Genomic DNA, 17,696 nt, shown 5'->3' on the forward strand with positions numbered 1-17,696 from the left:
ATGACTGCTTCGCTTGGATCAGTTTCCGCTTCGCTGCACGGGGGCGGGGATGGTTCCGCCGTTCAGTTCGCCTTCAGGGACGATGTCCGAAGGCTGGGCCGGATCCGCTGCCGGTATCCGGGCAGCTTCTTCGGCTGCGGCGGCTTCGGCCGCTGCGTCGCGTGCGGCAGCTTCCTCCCGCTCCTCGAGTGCCCGGACGGATTCCTGCGGTTCTGCCGGAACCACGGCGGGTGCGGGTGCGGGGGTGATCGGCTGGGTCAGGACACTCGGTGCCCCGATCAGCAGTTCGGCGGGCTCGCCTTCCTTGGCTGCCTCCGGGCTGCCGGTAACTGCAAGCGTCTGGAGGTCAATGGTGCCGAAGGTGGGCGACGAAACCATGCCCAGGTCTGCTGCGGAAGCGGCCAGGACCTGGGGTGCCTGGTGGTTTTCGATCTTCTGGGTCAGCGCTTCATTGCGTTGGGCCAGTTCCGCCTTCTGGCTCTGCAGCTGCACCAGCTCGTACTGGCCGCTGGAAACCGAGATGTTCAGCAACAGCACCGAGGCCAGTCCGAGGACGAGGGCAGCGAAGCAGAAAACCGCGAACGGGGCACGTTTGCGGCGTTTGGCGGCGGGCACCAGCGACAGCGGGGTGCGCCGCCTGACGGTGGTGGCAGGCGCCGCAGCATCCCAATCAAGCGCGCGCGCCGTGTTGCCGACGACGGCGCTTGACGCCATGGTGCTGAATCGGGCCGATGGCCGACGTTCGCTCATTATTTCCTGGCCCCATCCATGGGTTTGCGGATTCGTTCTACTGCACGGAGTTTTGCGGAGGCTGCACGGGGATTTTCTGCAATTTCCTCGTCCGTAGGCACCTCGGTGCCCTTGGTCAGCCTCTTGAGCTGGGCCTTGTGTTGTTCAAGTTCAACCGGGAAGCCCTTGGGGGCGGAGGACCGCGCGCCCGCAGCGAAGACGCCCTTGACGATCTTGTCCTCAAGCGAGTGGTAGGACATCACGACCACGCGTCCACCCACGTTCAGCACCGACAACGATGCCGGAATGGCCCGCTCGAGGACATCGAGCTCCTCGTTCACTTCGATGCGCAGGGCTTGGAACGTTCGCTTGGCAGGATGCCCGCCGGTCCGCGCAGCTGCCGCCGGGACGACCCCGCGGATCGCTTCGACGAGCTCGCCGGTGGTGGTGAAGGGCTTCGACGCACGTGCAGCAACAATGGCCGAGGCGATTCGTCCCGCGAACTTCTCCTCGCCCCATTTCCGGATGATGCCTACCAGCTCGGCCTCGCCGTAAGTGTTGACGATGTCTGCAGCGGTACGCCCGCGGCTGGTGTCCATCCGCATATCCAGGGGCGCATCGTAGGAGTAGGCGAAGCCGCGGTCGCGTTCATCGAGCTGCAGCGAGGAAACGCCCAGATCGAACAGCGCGCCGTCGATGCCCTCGAATCCAAGATCCGTGACGACGTCTGCTATTTCGTCGTAGACCGCATGGACCAGGTCAATCCGTTCCGCAAACGGTTCCAGCCTCTCGCCGGCCAGGGCCAGTGCCTGCCGGTCCCGGTCGATACCGATCACGTGCAGCTGGGGGAACCGCTGCAGCATGGCTTCGGTGTGCCCGCCCATTCCCAGGGTGGCATCTACTACAACGGCACGGCCGTGGTCGGCTACGGCGCTTTCGATGGAAGGAGCCAGGAGGTTGATGCAGCGGTCGCGCAGCACCGGAACATGCCGTTCCTCGGTGGGGCGCTCTTCGCTCATCTGAGGCTTCCTTCCATTCGTCGTGTTGTTTGCCCTGCGGCCGGTTCTTAAACCAGACCCCCATCCGCGCCTCACCGCTTTGCACCTTCTGGCTCCGGGGAAGGGAAGCCAGACGGCCTTGCGGTGGGGCGGCGGGAGATCTCGTTCAAGACCCGGCCCGGGTTGTCCCTGTAGCGGGTGGTACTGCTAGAAAATCCCTGGAATCGCGTCTTCGTCTGTTTCCGAGAACGCGGTTTCCTGTTCTGCCAGATAGTTCTGCCAAGCGGTTGCATCCCAGATCTCGGCCCGCGTACCGGCGCCGATGACGACCAGTTCGCGTCCAAGTCCCGCGTACGACCTCAGCGCCGGCGGGATGGTTACCCGGCCCTGCTTGTCTGGAACTTCGTCAGAGGCTCCTGAGAGAAAGACCCGAATGTAGTCACGCGCCTGGCGGGAGGAAAGTGGAGCTTCCCGCATTTGGTCGTGGACCCGTTCGAATTCCTTCTGGCTGAAGACGTAGATGCAGCGCTCCTGACCCCTGGTCAGGACAAGGCCGTCGGCCAGTTCCTCGCGGAACTTGGCCGGCAGGATCAGCCTCCCCTTCTCGTCCAGACGCGGCGAATGTGTTCCTAGGAACATCCCGCACCGCCCTGTCCGATTGGGGGTAAACCCCTTGAGTACCGCCCCTACCCTCTTATGTCCCCCACTTTACTCCACTTCCCTCCACAGTCAACGCCTTCGCACGTTGTATTCCGGGCGCGTCGCATCCAAAATCCGCATGTTGATGCGGATTCTCGCGGGTGGAGTGCAGTGGAGGGGTTTAAGTGACCGACATCAGCTCCGGAAACGTGTCCCGGGCAGGAAAAAGGGCACAAAAAAGGACCCGCCGAAACGGATCCTTTTTGCGCTTCCTACCTGCCTGCCATCCTTCGGTACCGGACTGTCACGGTGTCCGGGGCCTGCGGCGCGGAGCGGGTGTTCCTACGGCTGGTCGCGTTTGCGTTCGTCCCACTTGCTTTCCAGGTTATTCATGAATCCACGCTGCGTACTGGACTCGCGCTCCTTGCGCCCGTCCGTTGCCGCCGGCGCGTTCTTCCGTCCCCGGGTGGTTGCGTAGTACACGCCCGCACCCATGATGAGGAACCCCAGTACACCGACCAGGATGCCCGCTTCCGTAATTCCCAGAAGCAGCACCCCCAAGCCCACCACGGCCAGCAAGGCACCGAGGACGATACGCCTGGTCGAGATCCCACGGCCCGCGGACGTCGCCATTGAGTTCGCGAATTTTGGATCTTCGGCGTGTAATTGCTGCTCCAGTTGATCCAGCAAGCGCTGCTCGTGTTCCGACAGTGCCATTGCTGCCTCCTTGCCGTCCGGTCCTGCCCCTGTAAACCAACCAACGAACGTGTGGCGCCGGATGTTCCCGCGCAGGCTCGCTGCTGCTTTGCACTTAGTCCAAGGATAGGTGGCAACCGGTCCGCACGAAAGCGGCCGGTCCACGTATTCCACCGGGTAGGGAACCAGCCCCGACGCACAGCCTGTCCGGCGCCGGGCGGAGCGCCGGGGGACGTTCAGTCCGGGAACCGGTCCGGCTCCGGCGGTGGCTTCCGGGGAGACGGGGCGATGAGCCGGGCAGGAACAACGCCCAGTTCCCCGAAGCGCCGGTTGATCCGATCCAGCGCATCCTCTGCCGAACGCCAGCTGTCCTCTCGTCCGTCCAGGGTCAGCTGCATGGCAGCACCTTCGGCGGATTCAAGCTGTTCAGCCCTCAGCCCGATCAGCCGGACACTTTGCGGCCGCGGCCCCAGGGCGGTCAGCAGCCCCTTGGCCGTCTCGTAGATCATCTGGGCGCTGCCCACCGGCTCGGGAAGGGTGCGGGTACGGGTCAGCGTCGTGAAGTCCGCATAACGCACCTTCAGGGAAACCGACCTGCACTGGAGTCCGGCGGCCCGCAGGCGGACAGCACTGCGGTGCGCGAGCCGAAGCAGCTCCGTGTGCAGGACCTCGTCGTCGCTGACGTCTGACGCGAAGGTTTCCTCGGCGCCGATGCTCTTTTCGCGCCGGACGGGTGTTACAGCCCGGCCATCCCGCCCCCAGGACAGTTCATACACGTGGTCCCCCACGGCCCCGAGCAGCCGGCGGAGCACAGTCGGCGGGGTATTGGCCACATCCGCCACCGTGGCAATGCCGACGCGGGCCAGCACCTCGCGGGTCTTGGCTCCTACTCCCCACAACGCAGAAACGTCCAGAGTGTGGAGGAAGTCCACTGTCTGCTCCTTGGGCACCAGCAGCAGGCCGTTGGGTTTGCATCGGGTGGAAGCGATCTTGGCCACGAACTTGGTGGCGGCAATGCCCACACTGGCGGTCATGCCCAGTTCGGCGGCAACACGCTCGCGGATGTGCTCTCCGATGGCGCGGGGCGGCCCGAGCCTGCGCATGGCTCCTGCGATATCAAGGAAGGCCTCGTCGACGCTGAGCTGTTCCACCAGCGGAGTAATGGATTCGAAGATCTGCATCAGCTGCCCGGAGAAGGTCCGGTAGACCTCCTGGTGCGGCTCCAGGACCACTGCCTGCGGGCACTGCCGGCGGGCAACGGCCATGGGCATGGCAGAACGGACACCGTAACGCCTCGCCTCATAGGATGCGGACAGGACGACGGACCGTCCCCCGAGGCCGCCTACGATGACCGGCCTGCCAACCAGGTCGGGTCGTTTGAGCAGCTCTACGGAAACATAAAAAGCGTCCATGTCCACGTGCATTATGGTGCAGTCGCGGTTGCCGCTGCCGGCGTCGGGACCATTGCTCACTCCATCATCGTAGCCAGCCGCGCCCCCATTCCTGCCTTTCCTGCTACATCGCTTCTTTTCGGCACCCTAACCACCTTCCCTGGAGCGGTTTTCGGTTCGCCTAGACTGGGTGGCAGGACCCTGACCCCCACCGAAGCGGAACCCGATGAAAAAGACGCTCACGCTGCTCTCTGCCGCGGCCCTGATCCTGGCGGCAGCCGGATGCTCCACCGGCACCGCGGAGGACGGGGATTCCCCGTCCGCTACGCAGTCCGCATCCCCCACCCCGACGCCTACGGAGTCTCCCGTTGCCCTCGCGGACGGATTCCCGTCCGACCTCATCCCGGTGATGGAGGGCGCAGAGCTTCTTTCGAGCAGCGTGGACCGGGCGAACGGCACGCTCACCGCCGTATTAGTGGAGTCCTCGGATGCTCCCGCAGCCGAGATCCTCGCCTTTTACGATGCCAAGCTGGTTGCCCAGGGTTTCACTGCAGCCGAAGCGGCCACCGGTTCCCCGTCCTCGCGCGACTACGTGCGCACCGGCGCCAGTGAACCCGAGACGGTCAACATCACGGCGATTACCAAGGAGGGCGGCCCGGCGACGGTGACTGTCGGCGCCACGGTCCTCGCAGAAACGGTGAAATAACAGTGTCTCCCACCCCGGCCGAATCCGCGCAGGAGGAGCAGGCCGCATACCGAGACCTGTTGGGCACGGAACTCGAGGATTTCCTGGCAGTCCAGCACTCGGTGCTCGCCGAGGTCTCCCGCGAGGCGCTTCCCCTTTTGGACGCCGTTCACAACCTTGCCCGCGGAGGGAAGCGCCTGCGGGCCCTCCTTGCTTACTGGGGATGGCGCGGCGCCGGAGGAACTCCCCTGCATCCGGAAGCCGTCCGGGCCGGCGTCGCACTGGAACTGTTCCAGAGTGCGGCACTGATCCACGACGACATCATTGACCGGTCCGACACCCGCCGGGGCGGGCCAAGCGTTCACCGCACCTTCTCGATGGCGCATGCGGACGCCAACTGGCACCTGGACGGATTCCATTTCGGTTCATCGGCCGGAATCCTTGCCGGCGATCTTTGCCTGTCGCTCAGCGAGGAAATGTTTTCCGCCGTGGGTCCGCGCGCGGCGCACGGCACCGAAGCGCGGCGCATCTTCAACCGCATGCGCACAGAGGTCATGGCCGGGCAGTACCTTGACATCCTCGAAGAGGTTGTCGGTCCGGACTACGACCCCGAGCACGCCGTCGTCCGGGCGTTGAATATCCTGCGCTACAAGGCAGCGAAGTACACCACCGAGCATCCCCTGACCCTGGGCGGTGCCCTGGCCGGTGCCGGCGCAGAGATCCTGGCGGGCTATTCCCGCTTCTCCCTGCCCCTGGGGGAAGCGTTCCAGCTGCGGGACGACGTACTGGGTGTGTTCGGAGATCCCCGGACCACCGGCAAGCCGGCGGGAGACGACCTGCGTGAGGGTAAACGCACGGTCCTGATTGCCTACGCCCTGTCCAGCGGGAGCGAGAGCGCCCGGAAAGAGATCACGGCCCGGCTCGGGGATCCGGGGCTGGACGACGACGGCGTGGCCCGGCTGCGCGGAATCATCCTCGACACCGGGGCGCTGGCCGCGACGGAGGAACTCATCTCCAGGCATACCGAAACGGCGTTTTCCGCATTAGCCGCGCTCCCCCTCGACGGCATCCCCCGGGCCGCCCTGGACGCGTTGGCCCACGCAGCCGTTCGGCGCAGCTCCTAGGGAGCGGCACAGGCAATAGAAAGATTCCAAACTAATAAGGAGCTGCCAGTCCGGAGACTGGCAGCTCCTTATTCAGGTGCTGCGTAATTCAGGTGCTGCGTGAGGCGTTGCTACCAGCCCAGCGCCTGTGCACGGCGGCGGATCTCCGTCTTGCGCCCTTCGCGGAGCGCGTCCACGGGACGGCCGGGCAGCGTGTCGTCGGCCGTGAAGAGCCAGCGGATCATTTCGTCGTCGTGGAAGCCTGCGTCATTGAGCACCGAAATGGTGCCCTTCAGGCTCTCCAGCACGGCGCCGTCAGCGATAAAGGCAGCCGGGATGCTGCGGATCTTCCGGTCGCCGAGGCGCACAGCCAGCAGGGCGCGCTCCTCCAGCAGGCTATGCACCTTGTTAATAGGGAGATCGAGTTGTTCAGCCACATCGGGCAGGGTCAGCCAGTCGGAAACAAGTTCCTCGAGTTCATTCACCCTTCAAGGGTGCCACGTCCGGGGCCGCCCGGGCCAGTTTGCCGTTTGACGGCAGAACTGAAACACAAAAAGCACTACTCGGGTATTGTGCCGGTCTCTGGTTAGTGTAAATTCACATTAGTACCTGTAATCCCATGCGTAACTAGCACACCACTAGTCACATAAAGAACAGTGGTAACACCCGTTCCATTACTTGTTTTTAATCCAAGGATTTGCGGTAAAGGCCGCGGCCAACACAGATGAGGAAACATCACCATATGAACGCTCAGTCCACCACGGGAACGCCAGAGGCGCGTCCCGTTGCTACAGGAATACCGCGCAAACTGAGTGTTGCCGTGACGACCGCCGCCATTCCTGCAGTGATGATGTCCGCCCTGGCTCTTGCCGAGCCGGCCGCCGCTGCCCCCGCCGCACCCCAGAACACCCTGTTTCCCCAGCTCCCCCTGCAGGCCATCAAGAACCTGAACACCGGAGCTGCCACCGGAGTTACCGCCTCGCAGCTGGCCACCCAGGTTCCCGCGACGCTGCAGGCGGAGTCGGCTGTTCCTGCCACGCACCGGATCGTTTCCGGCGACACGGTCAGTTCAATTGCCGCACAGTATGGACTGTCCGTAACGGAACTGCTGCGCGTGAACAACCTGCAGGCGTCCTCGCTGATCTTTGCAGGTGACGATCTCCGCCTTGGCGGGGCGGCCGCATCCGCTGCCCCCGCTGCCGCTTCCGCTGCCGGCGAAGGCACCTACACGGTGGTCTCCGGGGATACTTTGAGCGCCATTGCCGGAAAGCACGGCGTCAGCCTCTCCAGCATCCTCGCCGCGAACAGCCTGACCCTCACCTCCGTCATCTACCCGGGCCAGTCGATCCGCATCGACGGCCAGGCGCCGGCCGCTCCCACGGCTCCTTCCGGTGTCCAGCCGGCCTCCGGCACCGGCAGCTCGTACACGGTTGCCGCCGGGGATACCCTCAGCGCAATCGCCGCCAAGCACGGCGTCAGCCTCTCCGGCATCATGGCCGCAAACGGCCTGTCGCAGACCTCGGTAATCCGGCCGGGCCAGAAGATCACCGTCGACGGCAGCACCGTCAGTGTCACCGCCTCCGCGCCCGTGGCAGCCGCACCCACGGATCTGGTTCCCAATACCTTCCTGCACTACACCTACCCCGAGCACACTGTCGCCGGCGCCAACCTGAACAAGCAGACCCTCAACTCGCTGCCCGTTCCGGACCGTGCGCAGATGCAGCAGATCGTGGCCGACACGGCAGCGCAGATGGGTGTCGACCCGGCCCTGGCCCAGGCATTCGCCTTCCAGGAATCCGGCTTCGACCAGCGGGCTGTCTCCCCGGCCAATGCCATCGGCACCATGCAGGTCATTCCTTCCTCCGGGGAATGGGCTTCGCAGCTGGTAGGACGGCAGCTGAACCTGCTGGATCCGTATGACAATGCCACGGCCGGCGTCGCGATCATCAGCGCTTTGATCCGCAGCAGCGACAGCCTGGAAACCGCAATCGCGTCCTACTACCAGGGCCAGTACTCGGTGACCACCCACGGCATGTTCGCGGACACCCGCAACTATGTCAGTTCCGTGCTTGCCCACCGGGCGTCCTTCCAGTAAGGCAATCCAGGAGTGCATCGAAAGGGTCCGGATCGGGTGTCGATCCGGACCCTTCCGCGTACCGCCATTAGGATCGAAGGGTGCATGAGCCCGTGAAAGACTCCCTCGTTGAGACGCTGGTCGACGACCGTTACTTCGTCAGGTCCCTGGTGGCGCGCGGCGGAATGTCCAGTGTTTACCTGGCTACCGACCGCCGTCTGGACCGCGATGTGGCCCTCAAGGTGCTGTACCCGCACCTTGCCGCGGACCGCGGCTTCCTTCGGCGTTTCGAAAGCGAAGCCAAATCGGCTGCGCGGCTTTCCCACCCCCACGTGGTGGGCGTCCTGGACCAGGGGATCACCGACAGCCTGGCGTACCTCGTGATGGAGTATGTGCCCGGCCGGACGCTGCGCGGGCTGCTGGACGAGCGCGGTCCCCTCTCGCCGCGCCTGGCGCTGGCACTGATGGATGCGGTGGTTGAAGGGCTGGCTGCTGCGCACGACGCCGGCCTGGTCCACCGCGACGTCAAGCCGGAGAACGTGCTCCTCGCGGACAACGGCAGGATCAAGATCGCTGACTTCGGGCTGGCCCGTGCCGTGTCCACCAGCACCAACACCGGCACACTGGTGGGCACCGTCGCCTACCTGGCACCCGAACTGGTTACTGCGGGCGGTGCCGACGAACGCAGCGACGTCTATTCAGCCGGCATCATGCTTTATGAAATGCTTACGGGCAGGCAGCCCTTCACGGGAGATTCACCCATCCAGGTGGCCTTTGCGCATGTCCACTCCTCCGTTCCCGCCCCTTCGGACCTGTGCCCGGGACTGGCTGAGGACCTGGACGAGCTTGTCCGCTGGTGCACCGCCAAGGACCCCGAGGAACGCCCGGTCAACGGCCGCGCCCTGCTGGGCGAACTGCGGCACATCCGGACCTCCCTCAGCGACGCGGAGCTTGACTTCCGGTGCGCTCCCGGCCCGGGCAGCCGACCGTCCGACGCCGGCACGCCCACCGAAGCGTTGTCCGGCGCCACGGAGGTCCTCACTGCCGCCGGTGCCGCCACGAGCGTCATCGACACTTCCGCATTAGGCCCCGGCGATCCCCGCGGGAACCACACCGAGGTCATCCACCGAAACGACAACGCCACCACGGTATTTCCTGCCGGCAGCCGCGGTGCAGCGGACGATGGTGGGGACCACGCGGACGGGTACGACGCTGACGGCCCGGACGACGACTATGACGCAGACGCAGACGACGAAGCCGGGCCTGGTGCGAACGCGCGTCGGCGCCTCGCGCAGCGGGATGAACGCGACCGGCTGCGGCAGAACGACCGTGAAGCGCACCGCCCGCAGTTATCCCTTCGCAGCGGAAAGCCGCGCCGCCGGGGCATCCTGCTGGCCGTGGTGCTGACGGTACTGCTCGCAGCAGTTGCCTTTGCCGGATGGTTCTTCGGTGCCGGACCCGGCGCCCTGGTCTCCGTACCGGACGTGAGCAATGCTTCCGTCGAGGAAGCCGGCACACAGCTGGGCGAGGCAGGCCTGAACTACACCACCGATGAGGTGTTCGACGAAGTGGTTGCCGCAGGGCTCGCTGTCGGCACCGATCCCGGCGCGGCCCGGGAAATCCGCCGCTTCCAGCCGGTGACGCTGCTCGTCTCCAAGGGACCGCAGCTGTTTTCCGTGCCCAATGTAGTCCAGCGCACGCTGGAAGCCGCCCGGGCAGACCTTGAGGCGGACGAGCTCACGCTCGGCGCAGTCACGGAGGAGTACAGCGAAAGCATCGAAGCGGGCAGCATCATCAGCCAGCAGCCGTTGCCGGACACCCTGCTGCGGCTGGGGGCGCCGGTGGACGTCACGGTGTCAAAGGGACCGGCGCCCGTTGAGGTCCCCGCAGTCGCCGGGCTCGGCGAGGACGCTGCGGTGAAAGCCATTGAAGACGCCGGACTCACGGCTGCCGTGGCTCCGGAAAAAGTGAACAGTCCTTCCGTCCCGGCGGGCGCGGTTGTCGACCAGACGCCGGCATCCGGGCTGCTCGAGCGGGGCTCCACCGTCACGCTGACCATCTCCCTCGGTCCGCGGATGGTTGAGGTTCCGAACTATGTGGGCCAGCGCGCCGAGACCGCGCGGGCGGATCTGGAAAGCCGCGGGTTCACGGTCGAGGTGGAGAACCTCCTGGGCGGATTGCTGGGCCTGGTCCGGGACCAGGAACCGGGCGCAGGTACCGCCCCCGAGGGCTCCACCGTCATCCTGAAGGTGGTGTAGCCCCGGGGCGGCCCTACGCCTGTCAGCTCCTGCGGGAAAGGGCGCCTGCAACCAGGAAGGCCATCTCCAGGGACTGCATATGGTTCAACCGGGGGTCGCAGACGGATTCGTAGCCCTCCACGAACGCCTCCTGGTCAATGGGGTCCGCACCGCCCAGGCACTCCGCGACGTCGTCGCCCGTCATTTCCACGTGCAGGCCGCCGGGGAAGGTCCCCAGGGAATCGTGCACTTCGAAGAAGCCGCGCACCTCGTCCATCACATCGTCGAAGTTGCGGGTCTTGTAGCCGTTGGGCGAGGTGACGGTGTTGCCGTGCATGGGGTCCGTTACCCAGAGAACCTGGGCGCCCGAGGCGGTCACCTTCTCCACCAGGGCGGGAAGCTTCTCGCGGATGTTACGGGCACCCATCCGGGTGATGAACGTCAGCCGCCCGGGTTCCCGGTTCGGATCCAGCTTGTCGATCAGGGCCAAGGCGTCTTCGGCGCTCGTTTTCGGGCCGAGCTTCACGCCAATGGGGTTGCGTACCCGGGACAGGAAGTCCACATGCGCGGAATCTAGGTCACGGGTGCGCTCTCCGATCCACAGGAAGTGTCCGGACGTGTCGTACGGCTGGCCGGTCCGGGAGTCCACCCGGGTCAGGGCCCGTTCGTAGTCCAGGAGCAGCGCCTCGTGGCTGGCGAAGAACTCGACTCGCTTCAGGGCTTCGAAGTCCGCGCCGCAGGCATCCATGAAACGTACGGCGCGGTCGATTTCCCGGGCCAGGGATTCATAGCGTGAGTGCGCCGGATTGGACGTAAAACCCTTGTTCCAGTGGTGCACCAGCCGGAGATCGGCGAAACCGCCCTGCGTGAAGGCGCGGATCAGGTTCAGCGTGGACGCGGACGTATGGTACGCGCGCACCATCCGCGCCGGGTTGTGCCGGCGTGATTCGGGCGTGAAGTCATAGCCGTTGACCATGTCGCCGCGGTAGGCGGGCAACGTCACGCCGTCACGGGTTTCCTCGTTGGATGAGCGCGGCTTGGCAAACTGACCGGCCATCCGGCCCATCTTGATCACCGGAACGGACGCACCGTAGGTCAGGACCACAGCCATCTGCAGCAGCGTCCGGACACGGGCGCTGATCTTGTCCGCGGTGGCCGCTTCGAAGGTCTCGGCGCAGTCGCCGCCCTGCAGGAGGAAGGCACGGCCCTGGGCGGCCTCGGCCAGTCGGCTGCGGAGGACATCCACTTCGCCGGCGAAAACCAGCGGAGGAACCATCGAGAGTTCGGCAATGGCCGCGTCATACCCCGGATCGTCCCGCCACGTCGGCTGCTGGGAGATCGGCAGGGAACGCCAGTTGTCCAACTCGGGGTGGGTCGCGGAAGTGGCCGCCGCGCCCGAGAGCATGGTCGGAATGGACTCGCGGTGTACGGGGGTGTCAGTCACGGATTAAATCCTACTAGTTGCCCGGCTGGAGCGAACAACGCCGTCACAAACGCTGCCGGAGCCCGCAACACATGCACGGTCCCGCCATCCCCCGAGGGGAAGCTAGGCGGTGTGGGAGCGCGGGTCTGCGTCGCGGTCAGCGGCCGGGCGGGCACCGCCGGTTTCGACACCGCTGCGTTCGTCGGCATCCGTCCGGGCAGCGCGGGAACCATTGGCCCCGGGCATCCGGCCACGGAACTTCGGGCGCCGTTTGTTTCCGGCTTCGCCCGCGGCGTCACCCGCTTCGGCTGCAGCCGGCTTCGAGGATTTTCGGATCCCCTTCGCCGCGCTCGTACCGATGACGGTCACGGCGCCGGGCAGTTTGCCGCCCGCTTCGGCAGGCAGTTCCGAACCGCCGGCCGGGGGCACTGCACCGGAATCGGATCCGGTGGAAAGGCGGACAGCCGCGCTGCGTGCCTGTGCGGCCTTGACGCCCTTCTTAGCGGCCATCTTTTCCTTGACGGTGCTGGCGTATACATCCACGTATTCCTGGCCGGAAAGGCGCATGAGTTCATACATGATCTCGTCGGTCACGGAGCGCTGGATAAAGCGGTCGTTCTCCAGCCCGGCGTACCGCGAGAAGTCCAGCGGTTGGCCGACGATGATGCCGATCCGGCGGATATTGGGAATCCGCCGGCCGATGGGCTGGACCTTGTCGGTTCCGATCATCGCAACGGGGATGACGGGAACGCCGGTAGAGAGCACCAGCTTGGCTACACCGGTCTTGCCGCGGTACAGCCGCCCGTCCGGGCTGCGGGTACCTTCCGGGTAAATACCCAGCAGGCCGCCGTTTTCCAGGACATCGACGCCTGCCTTGAGGGAGGAAGCGGACGCTGCTCCGCCCGAGCGGTCCATCGGCAGCTGGTTCGCGAGCCGGAAGAAGGTTGCGGTGAGCTTGCCCTTGATGCCTTTGCCGTTGAAATAATCGCTCTTCGCGAGGAAGCTCACCGGCCGGGGTACGGCCAGCGGAAGGAAAATCGAGTCGGAAAACGAAAGGTGATTGCTCACCAGGACGGCAGGCCCGGATTCGGGGATGTTATCCATTCCCTTGACCCAAGGCCTGAAGAGAAGATTTACCACCGGCCCGATGAATATAGTCTTCATCACCCAATAGAACACGCGGCTTGATCTCCTGTCCGGACAAGACAATAACGGGGGGACCCGTTTGGTTCCCCAGACTCTACTGTATGCGCGCTTATCCCCGCTGGTGAATTTGGCGCGTGCCGGGGTTCCCGGGAGTTTCCCCCCTTCAGGGTCCAAAAAGGCCCCTCTAATGCAACCATAGACACATGACTTCCCTCCCCGGCGCTGATGCCTTCCACTCCGAGGGGCACGGACCCAACGCGGGCGTAGGCGTGCTTCTCAGCCACGGATTCACCGGATCCCCGGTGAGCCTTGCGGCTTGGGCGCGCCATCTGGCGGGCCGCGGCTACGCCGTGAGCCTTCCGCTGTTGCCCGGCCACGGCACCAGCTGGCAGGAATTGGCCCAGACACCGTGGCAGCGCTGGTACGAGGACTACGAGAACGCCTATCTGGACCTGCGGGAGCGGACGGACTGTGTCGTATCGGCAGGCCTTTCCATGGGCGGCACGTTGGCGCTGCGGCTGGCGGCCCGGCAGCAGGTGGCCGGCGTCGTCGTCGTTAACCCCGGCCTGACGTTCGCCGACCCCCGGGCGCGCTATTCCGGCGTGCTGAAGTACTTCCTGAAATCGGTTCCCGCCATTGGCAACGACATCCGGCTCTCGGGACAGGATGAGGGTGCGTATCCGCGGACGCCGGTGGGCGCCGTGCAGCAACTTGGCAGGCTCTTCCGGAATACTGCCGCCGCCCTGCCCGACGTGACGGCGCCCGTGCTGGCGTTCCGTTCACGGGTGGACGCCGTGGTGCCGGAATCCAGCATGGAACTGCTCCGCCGCCGGCTCCTTAATGCAGAGCTTGAGGTGGTGCCGCTTGAGAACAGCTACCACGTTGCCACCATGGACCATGATGCGCCGCTGATCTTCGACCGCTCTTCCGAGTTCATCCACCGTGTCAGTTCCGGGGTGCGGGCATGAGCGAACGCGAGCCGGAACATAACGAGTCCACCGACGAGGAAGTCTGGCTGGACCTGGTGGCCCGCCTGGAGCATATGGACGCCAGCGATCCGGTACGTCCGGAACCGGACCGTTCCGCCGGCACCCCGGATGCCGACGCCCCGCGCGGCAGCGGAGAACCGGGGGAAGCAACACCGCCCGGCGATCCGGCGGCACCGACCCCGGCGGAACGGACCCGCGCCATCTTCGAGAACCAGCCGCTGGCATCAGCGGGGCCCCGGGACTATACCGCCGAGGATGAGGACGACGGCGGGTTTGTGCCGCCCGAACCGCCGCCGCTTGGCACCGGGGAACCGCTGGTTGTGCTCAGCTGGCTGGGCACGCTGGCCGGACCGCTCCTGCTCCTGGTGTTCGCCATGTTCTGGCGCACCGCGCCGCTGCCCGTCATCCTCGGCACTGTCGCCGTGTTTGCGGGATCCGCGGCCTATCTGCTTTTCCGGCTACCCCAGCACCGCGATGAGGATGACGACGGAGCGGCCGTCTAGGCCCGGCTTCCTCCCCCGGGGCCGCCCCGGCTCAGCGGCGTGCAGCGATCCGAGACAGGTCCGCGGCTCCGATCATCCCCGCGGCCGGACCCAGGGCCGCCCGCTCCATCTTGGCCGCGGGGCGGAAACCCCGCCCGGTAAGGTTCCGGGCAAAGGACCGCCGCGCCGGACCAAGCAGCAGGTCACCGGCATCGCTCAGCCCGCCGCCGATGACGAACATGCCAGGATCCAGGGCAGCGGCCAGGTTCGCCAGCCCCAATCCGAGCCACTGCCCCACTTCGTCAAGGAGTTCAATGGAGGCCGGGTCGCCTTCGAGGGCCAGGCGGGTGACGACGGCGCCGGTCACCTGATCCGCGTTGCCGTCCACGGCGCGGAGCAGCTCCTGGGCTACCGGGGAGTTGGCTGCGGCCAGTTCCCGGGCCTCCCGGCCCAGGGCGTTGCCCGAGGCATACTGCTCCCAGCACCCGCGGTTGCCGCATTCGCAGCGGTGCCCGCCGGGCATGATGATCTGGTGCCCGAACTCCCCCGCCACGCCGTACCGGCCGCGCTCAAGCCGGCCGTCGAGCACCATCGCCCCGCCGATTCCGGTTCCGAGGGTGACGCAGACCATCCTGCTCTCCCCCGCACCGGCGCCGAACCGGTATTCCGCCCAGGCGGCGCCGTCGGCATCATTGACGAGGAAGACGCGTCTGCGCAGCAGCCGCTCAAGGTTCTCGCGGAGGGGCTCATTGCGCCAGGCCAGGTGCGGGCTGAACAACACGGTGCCGCCGGCGAGGTCCATCCACCCGGCCGCACCGATTCCAACGGACCACACGTGGTGCTCGGCCGAGAGTTCCCGGACCAGGTCCACGATGACCGCTTCGACTTCCCGGGGGTCCTGCCCCGGCGTCGACCGGCGCGCCTGCTTCAGCACGCGTCCGTCGCCGTCCACGAGCCCCGCCGCCACTTTGGTCCCGCCGATATCGATCCCGATGGCCAGGCCTCGCCGCCGCATCCGGTTCGGCAGGCGCATGGGCCTGCCTGGCCGGAAGGGTTCCGTAGCAGCAAGCCTGCGCTGGAGCGGGGTGGAAAGGGGACGGGGAACGGGTGCTGGGGTAACTGGACGCATCAGAAACCTATTCTAGGGAAACAGCAAGAGCGGCGACGCGTTCGTTATGAATCTGCAAGGTTACCGACGGGTAAGAAAATGTGATCTACGTTATAGGCTGAACAGTGCCTACGGGCGTAACGGATATCAAAGGAGCTATCGTGCGAGAATTCAGCGTTCCCGTCCTAGCGGAGTCCCCGCCGCAGACAAACATCACCAACATGCTGCTCGATCAGGCAGCCAAGCCAAGCAACCCCGCTCTCTTTGCCGTCCGGAACGGCCAGGGCGAATGGCAGCGGATCAGTGCCACGGAGTTCACCAAGGACGTCCAGGCACTGGCAAAGGGCTTTATGGCCAGTGGTATCAAGGCAGGCGACCGCGTGGCCATCATGTCGCGGACCAGGTACGAGTGGACCCTGGTGGACTTTGCACTCTGGTTCGCCGGGGCGGTATCGGTTCCCGTCTATGAGACCTCCTCCCCTTCGCAGGTCGCCTGGATCCTGAGCGATTCCGGCGCCGTCGGCATTGTGGTTGAAGCTGCCCGGCACGAGAACATTGTCCGCACGGCTGCAGCGGACGAAGACCTTTCCATGGTCGCCAACGTGTGGCAGATCGACGGCGGCGGACTCGACACCCTGCGCGCCGACGGCGCGTCGGTGAGTGATGAAGATCTCGAGAAGCGCCGCTCCACCGCACAGATGACCGACCTGGCGACGATTATTTATACGTCCGGAACCACGGGCAAGCCGAAGGGCTGCGAACTCACGCACGCCAACTTCGTCGATGTGTCCCGGAACTCCGAGCTGGCCGAGCCCGAGGTTGCCACCGAGGGCTCGCAGACAATCATGTTCCTGCCCCTGGCACACGTCCTCGCCCGTTTCATTTCCGTGCTGTGCGTGGCCACAGGCGCCACCGTGGCACACACCCCCGATGTAAAGAACCTGCTGCCCGACCTGCAGAGCTTCAAGCCCAGCTTCATCCTGGTGGTTCCCCGCGTCCTCGAGAAGGTCTTCAATGCCTCCATGCTGAAGGCCGAAGACGGCGGCAAGGGCAAGATCTTCCACGCCGGCGTCGCGACCGCCGTAGCCTGGTCGAAGGCGAAGCAGGAGGGCAAGGTTCCACTGAGCCTCACCCTGAAGCATGCCCTCTTCGACCGCCTGCTCTACGGCAAGATCCGTGAGGCCATGGGCGGCAACGTGAAGTACGCCGTCTCCGGCGGGGCTCCGCTGGGCGAACGGCTGGGGCACTTCTTCCACGGCATCGGACTGCTGGTGCTGGAAGGCTACGGTTTGACCGAAACCACGGCTCCGCTCACCACCAACACCCCGCAGCTCGTCAAGCTGGGCACCGTGGGCGCGCCCCTTCCCGGGAACAGCGTCAAGATCGCCGACGACGGCGAGATCCTGGCCAAGGGCATCAGCGTGATGAAGGGCTACTACAACCGCCCGGAACTGATGGCGGACACGTTCACCGACGGCTGGTTCCATACCGGTGACATCGGCGAACTCGACTCGGACGGCTTCCTGAAGATCACCGGCCGAAAGAAGGAAATCATCATCACCGCCGGCGGCAAGAACGTGGTTCCCTCCCAGCTGGAGGATTCCATCCGCGCCGATTCGATCGTGTCCCAGTGCGTGGTGGTCGGGGACGCCAAGCCGTTCATATCGGCCCTCATCACCCTCGACGAAGAGGCACTTCCCGGCTGGCTGGGGCGGCACAAGCTGCCGGCCACCATGACGGTGACCGAAGTGGCCAAGACCGATGAGCTGCAGAAGGAACTCCAGGCCCTGGTGGACCGCGCCAACAAGAAGGTGTCCTCCGCCGAGGCGATCAAGCAGTTCCGCGTGGTTCCGACCGACTTCACCGAGACCAGCGGCCACCTGACACCGTCACTGAAGATCAAGCGCGCCCAGGTGATCCGGGACTTCTCCGACGTCATCGACGACATCTACAGCGGGCAGCGGGTCTGATTTATCCGCGCGCCGGGCAGGAACCG

15 protein-coding genes and 1 pseudogene are annotated in these 17,696 nt (G+C 65.6%); 7 read left to right on the plus strand and 9 right to left on the minus strand.

What is annotated here, in order from left to right:
• Nucleotides 1-18 precede the first annotated feature (18 nt).
• From NNX35_RS10955 to dinB, 5 genes are all read right to left on the minus strand, one after another.
• Nucleotides 19-750, minus strand: a complete 732-nt coding sequence (locus NNX35_RS10955) for a hypothetical protein (protein WP_255867774.1) — start codon at nt 748-750, stop codon at nt 19-21.
• Entirely contained in the window at nt 750-1,748 is a 999-nt protein-coding gene (rsmH, locus tag NNX35_RS10960) for a 16S rRNA (cytosine(1402)-N(4))-methyltransferase RsmH (RefSeq protein WP_255867775.1), read from the minus strand. Before rsmH ends, NNX35_RS10955 begins: the two co-directional genes overlap by 1 nt.
• 186 nt (nt 1,749-1,934) lie before the next feature.
• Entirely contained in the window at nt 1,935-2,366 is a 432-nt protein-coding gene (gene mraZ, locus NNX35_RS10965; protein ID WP_227922615.1) for a division/cell wall cluster transcriptional repressor MraZ, read from the minus strand.
• 342 nt (nt 2,367-2,708) lie between these two features.
• Complete coding sequence (locus tag NNX35_RS10970; protein WP_255765806.1) at nt 2,709-3,083, minus strand: DUF3040 domain-containing protein; 375 nt, start codon at nt 3,081-3,083, stop codon at nt 2,709-2,711.
• Between the two features lie 215 nt (nt 3,084-3,298).
• Nucleotides 3,299-4,486, minus strand: a complete 1,188-nt coding sequence (gene dinB / locus NNX35_RS10975) for a DNA polymerase IV (RefSeq protein ID WP_370647034.1) — start codon at nt 4,484-4,486, stop codon at nt 3,299-3,301.
• A 193-nt stretch (nt 4,487-4,679) separates the two neighbouring features.
• Between dinB and NNX35_RS10980 the strand changes: the two genes are divergently transcribed.
• Complete coding sequence (locus NNX35_RS10980) at nt 4,680-5,159, plus strand: hypothetical protein (RefSeq protein WP_255867776.1); 480 nt, start codon at nt 4,680-4,682, stop codon at nt 5,157-5,159.
• 2 nt (nt 5,160-5,161) lie between these two features.
• Nucleotides 5,162-6,262 carry a polyprenyl synthetase family protein gene (locus NNX35_RS10985; RefSeq protein ID WP_370647022.1) on the plus strand — a complete coding sequence of 367 codons (1,101 nt, stop codon included), beginning with the start codon at nt 5,162-5,164 and terminating at the stop codon, nt 6,260-6,262.
• A 110-nt stretch (nt 6,263-6,372) separates the two neighbouring features.
• Here NNX35_RS10985 and NNX35_RS10990 read toward each other — a convergent pair whose 3' ends face one another.
• Entirely contained in the window at nt 6,373-6,726 is a 354-nt protein-coding gene (locus tag NNX35_RS10990; RefSeq protein ID WP_255765803.1) for an Rv2175c family DNA-binding protein, read from the minus strand.
• Nucleotides 6,727-7,061: 335 nt separating this feature from the next.
• Here NNX35_RS10990 and NNX35_RS10995 point away from each other — a divergent pair, with 335 nt between their 5' ends.
• Both NNX35_RS10995 and NNX35_RS11000 read left to right on the plus strand, forming a co-directional pair.
• Nucleotides 7,062-8,336, plus strand: coding sequence for a lytic transglycosylase domain-containing protein (locus tag NNX35_RS10995; protein WP_255765802.1), 1,275 nt, complete (start codon nt 7,062-7,064; stop codon nt 8,334-8,336).
• A gap of 92 nt (nt 8,337-8,428) precedes the next feature.
• Nucleotides 8,429-10,573 (plus strand): Stk1 family PASTA domain-containing Ser/Thr kinase, encoded by a 2,145-nt coding sequence (locus tag NNX35_RS11000; RefSeq protein WP_255867777.1) that lies wholly within the window; start codon nt 8,429-8,431, stop codon nt 10,571-10,573.
• 22 nt (nt 10,574-10,595) lie between these two features.
• Here NNX35_RS11000 and NNX35_RS11005 read toward each other — a convergent pair whose 3' ends face one another.
• The gene (locus tag NNX35_RS11005; protein WP_255766573.1) at nt 10,596-11,957 is read right to left on the minus strand and encodes a class II 3-deoxy-7-phosphoheptulonate synthase; all 1,362 of its coding nucleotides are present in this window, start codon (nt 11,955-11,957) and stop codon (nt 10,596-10,598) included.
• Nucleotides 11,958-12,473: 516 nt separating this feature from the next.
• Nucleotides 12,474-13,154 (minus strand): annotated as a pseudogene (locus NNX35_RS11010) (lysophospholipid acyltransferase family protein); the annotation flags it as partial.
• A gap of 170 nt (nt 13,155-13,324) precedes the next feature.
• Between NNX35_RS11010 and NNX35_RS11015 the strand changes: the two are divergent.
• Both NNX35_RS11015 and NNX35_RS11020 read left to right on the plus strand, forming a co-directional pair.
• Nucleotides 13,325-14,089 (plus strand): carboxylesterase, encoded by a 765-nt coding sequence (locus NNX35_RS11015; RefSeq protein WP_255863273.1) that lies wholly within the window; start codon nt 13,325-13,327, stop codon nt 14,087-14,089.
• Nucleotides 14,086-14,613 carry a hypothetical protein gene (locus tag NNX35_RS11020; protein ID WP_255863274.1) on the plus strand — a complete coding sequence of 176 codons (528 nt, stop codon included), beginning with the start codon at nt 14,086-14,088 and terminating at the stop codon, nt 14,611-14,613. Before NNX35_RS11015 ends, NNX35_RS11020 begins: the two co-directional genes overlap by 4 nt.
• Before the next feature lie 31 nt (nt 14,614-14,644).
• On the opposite strand, the gene NNX35_RS11025 is transcribed toward NNX35_RS11020, so the two are convergent.
• Nucleotides 14,645-15,625, minus strand: coding sequence for an ROK family glucokinase (locus NNX35_RS11025; protein WP_255765798.1), 981 nt, complete (start codon nt 15,623-15,625; stop codon nt 14,645-14,647).
• A gap of 236 nt (nt 15,626-15,861) precedes the next feature.
• Between NNX35_RS11025 and NNX35_RS11030 the strand changes: the two genes are divergently transcribed.
• On the plus strand, nt 15,862-17,670 hold the full coding sequence (locus NNX35_RS11030; protein ID WP_255765797.1) for a long-chain fatty acid--CoA ligase: 1,809 nt from the start codon (nt 15,862-15,864) through the stop codon (nt 17,668-17,670).
• Nucleotides 17,671-17,696: the final 26 nt, after the last annotated feature.

It is taken from the genome of Arthrobacter sp. zg-Y844 (assembly GCF_024385465.1).
Lineage (GTDB): Bacteria > Actinomycetota > Actinomycetes > Actinomycetales > Micrococcaceae > Arthrobacter_B.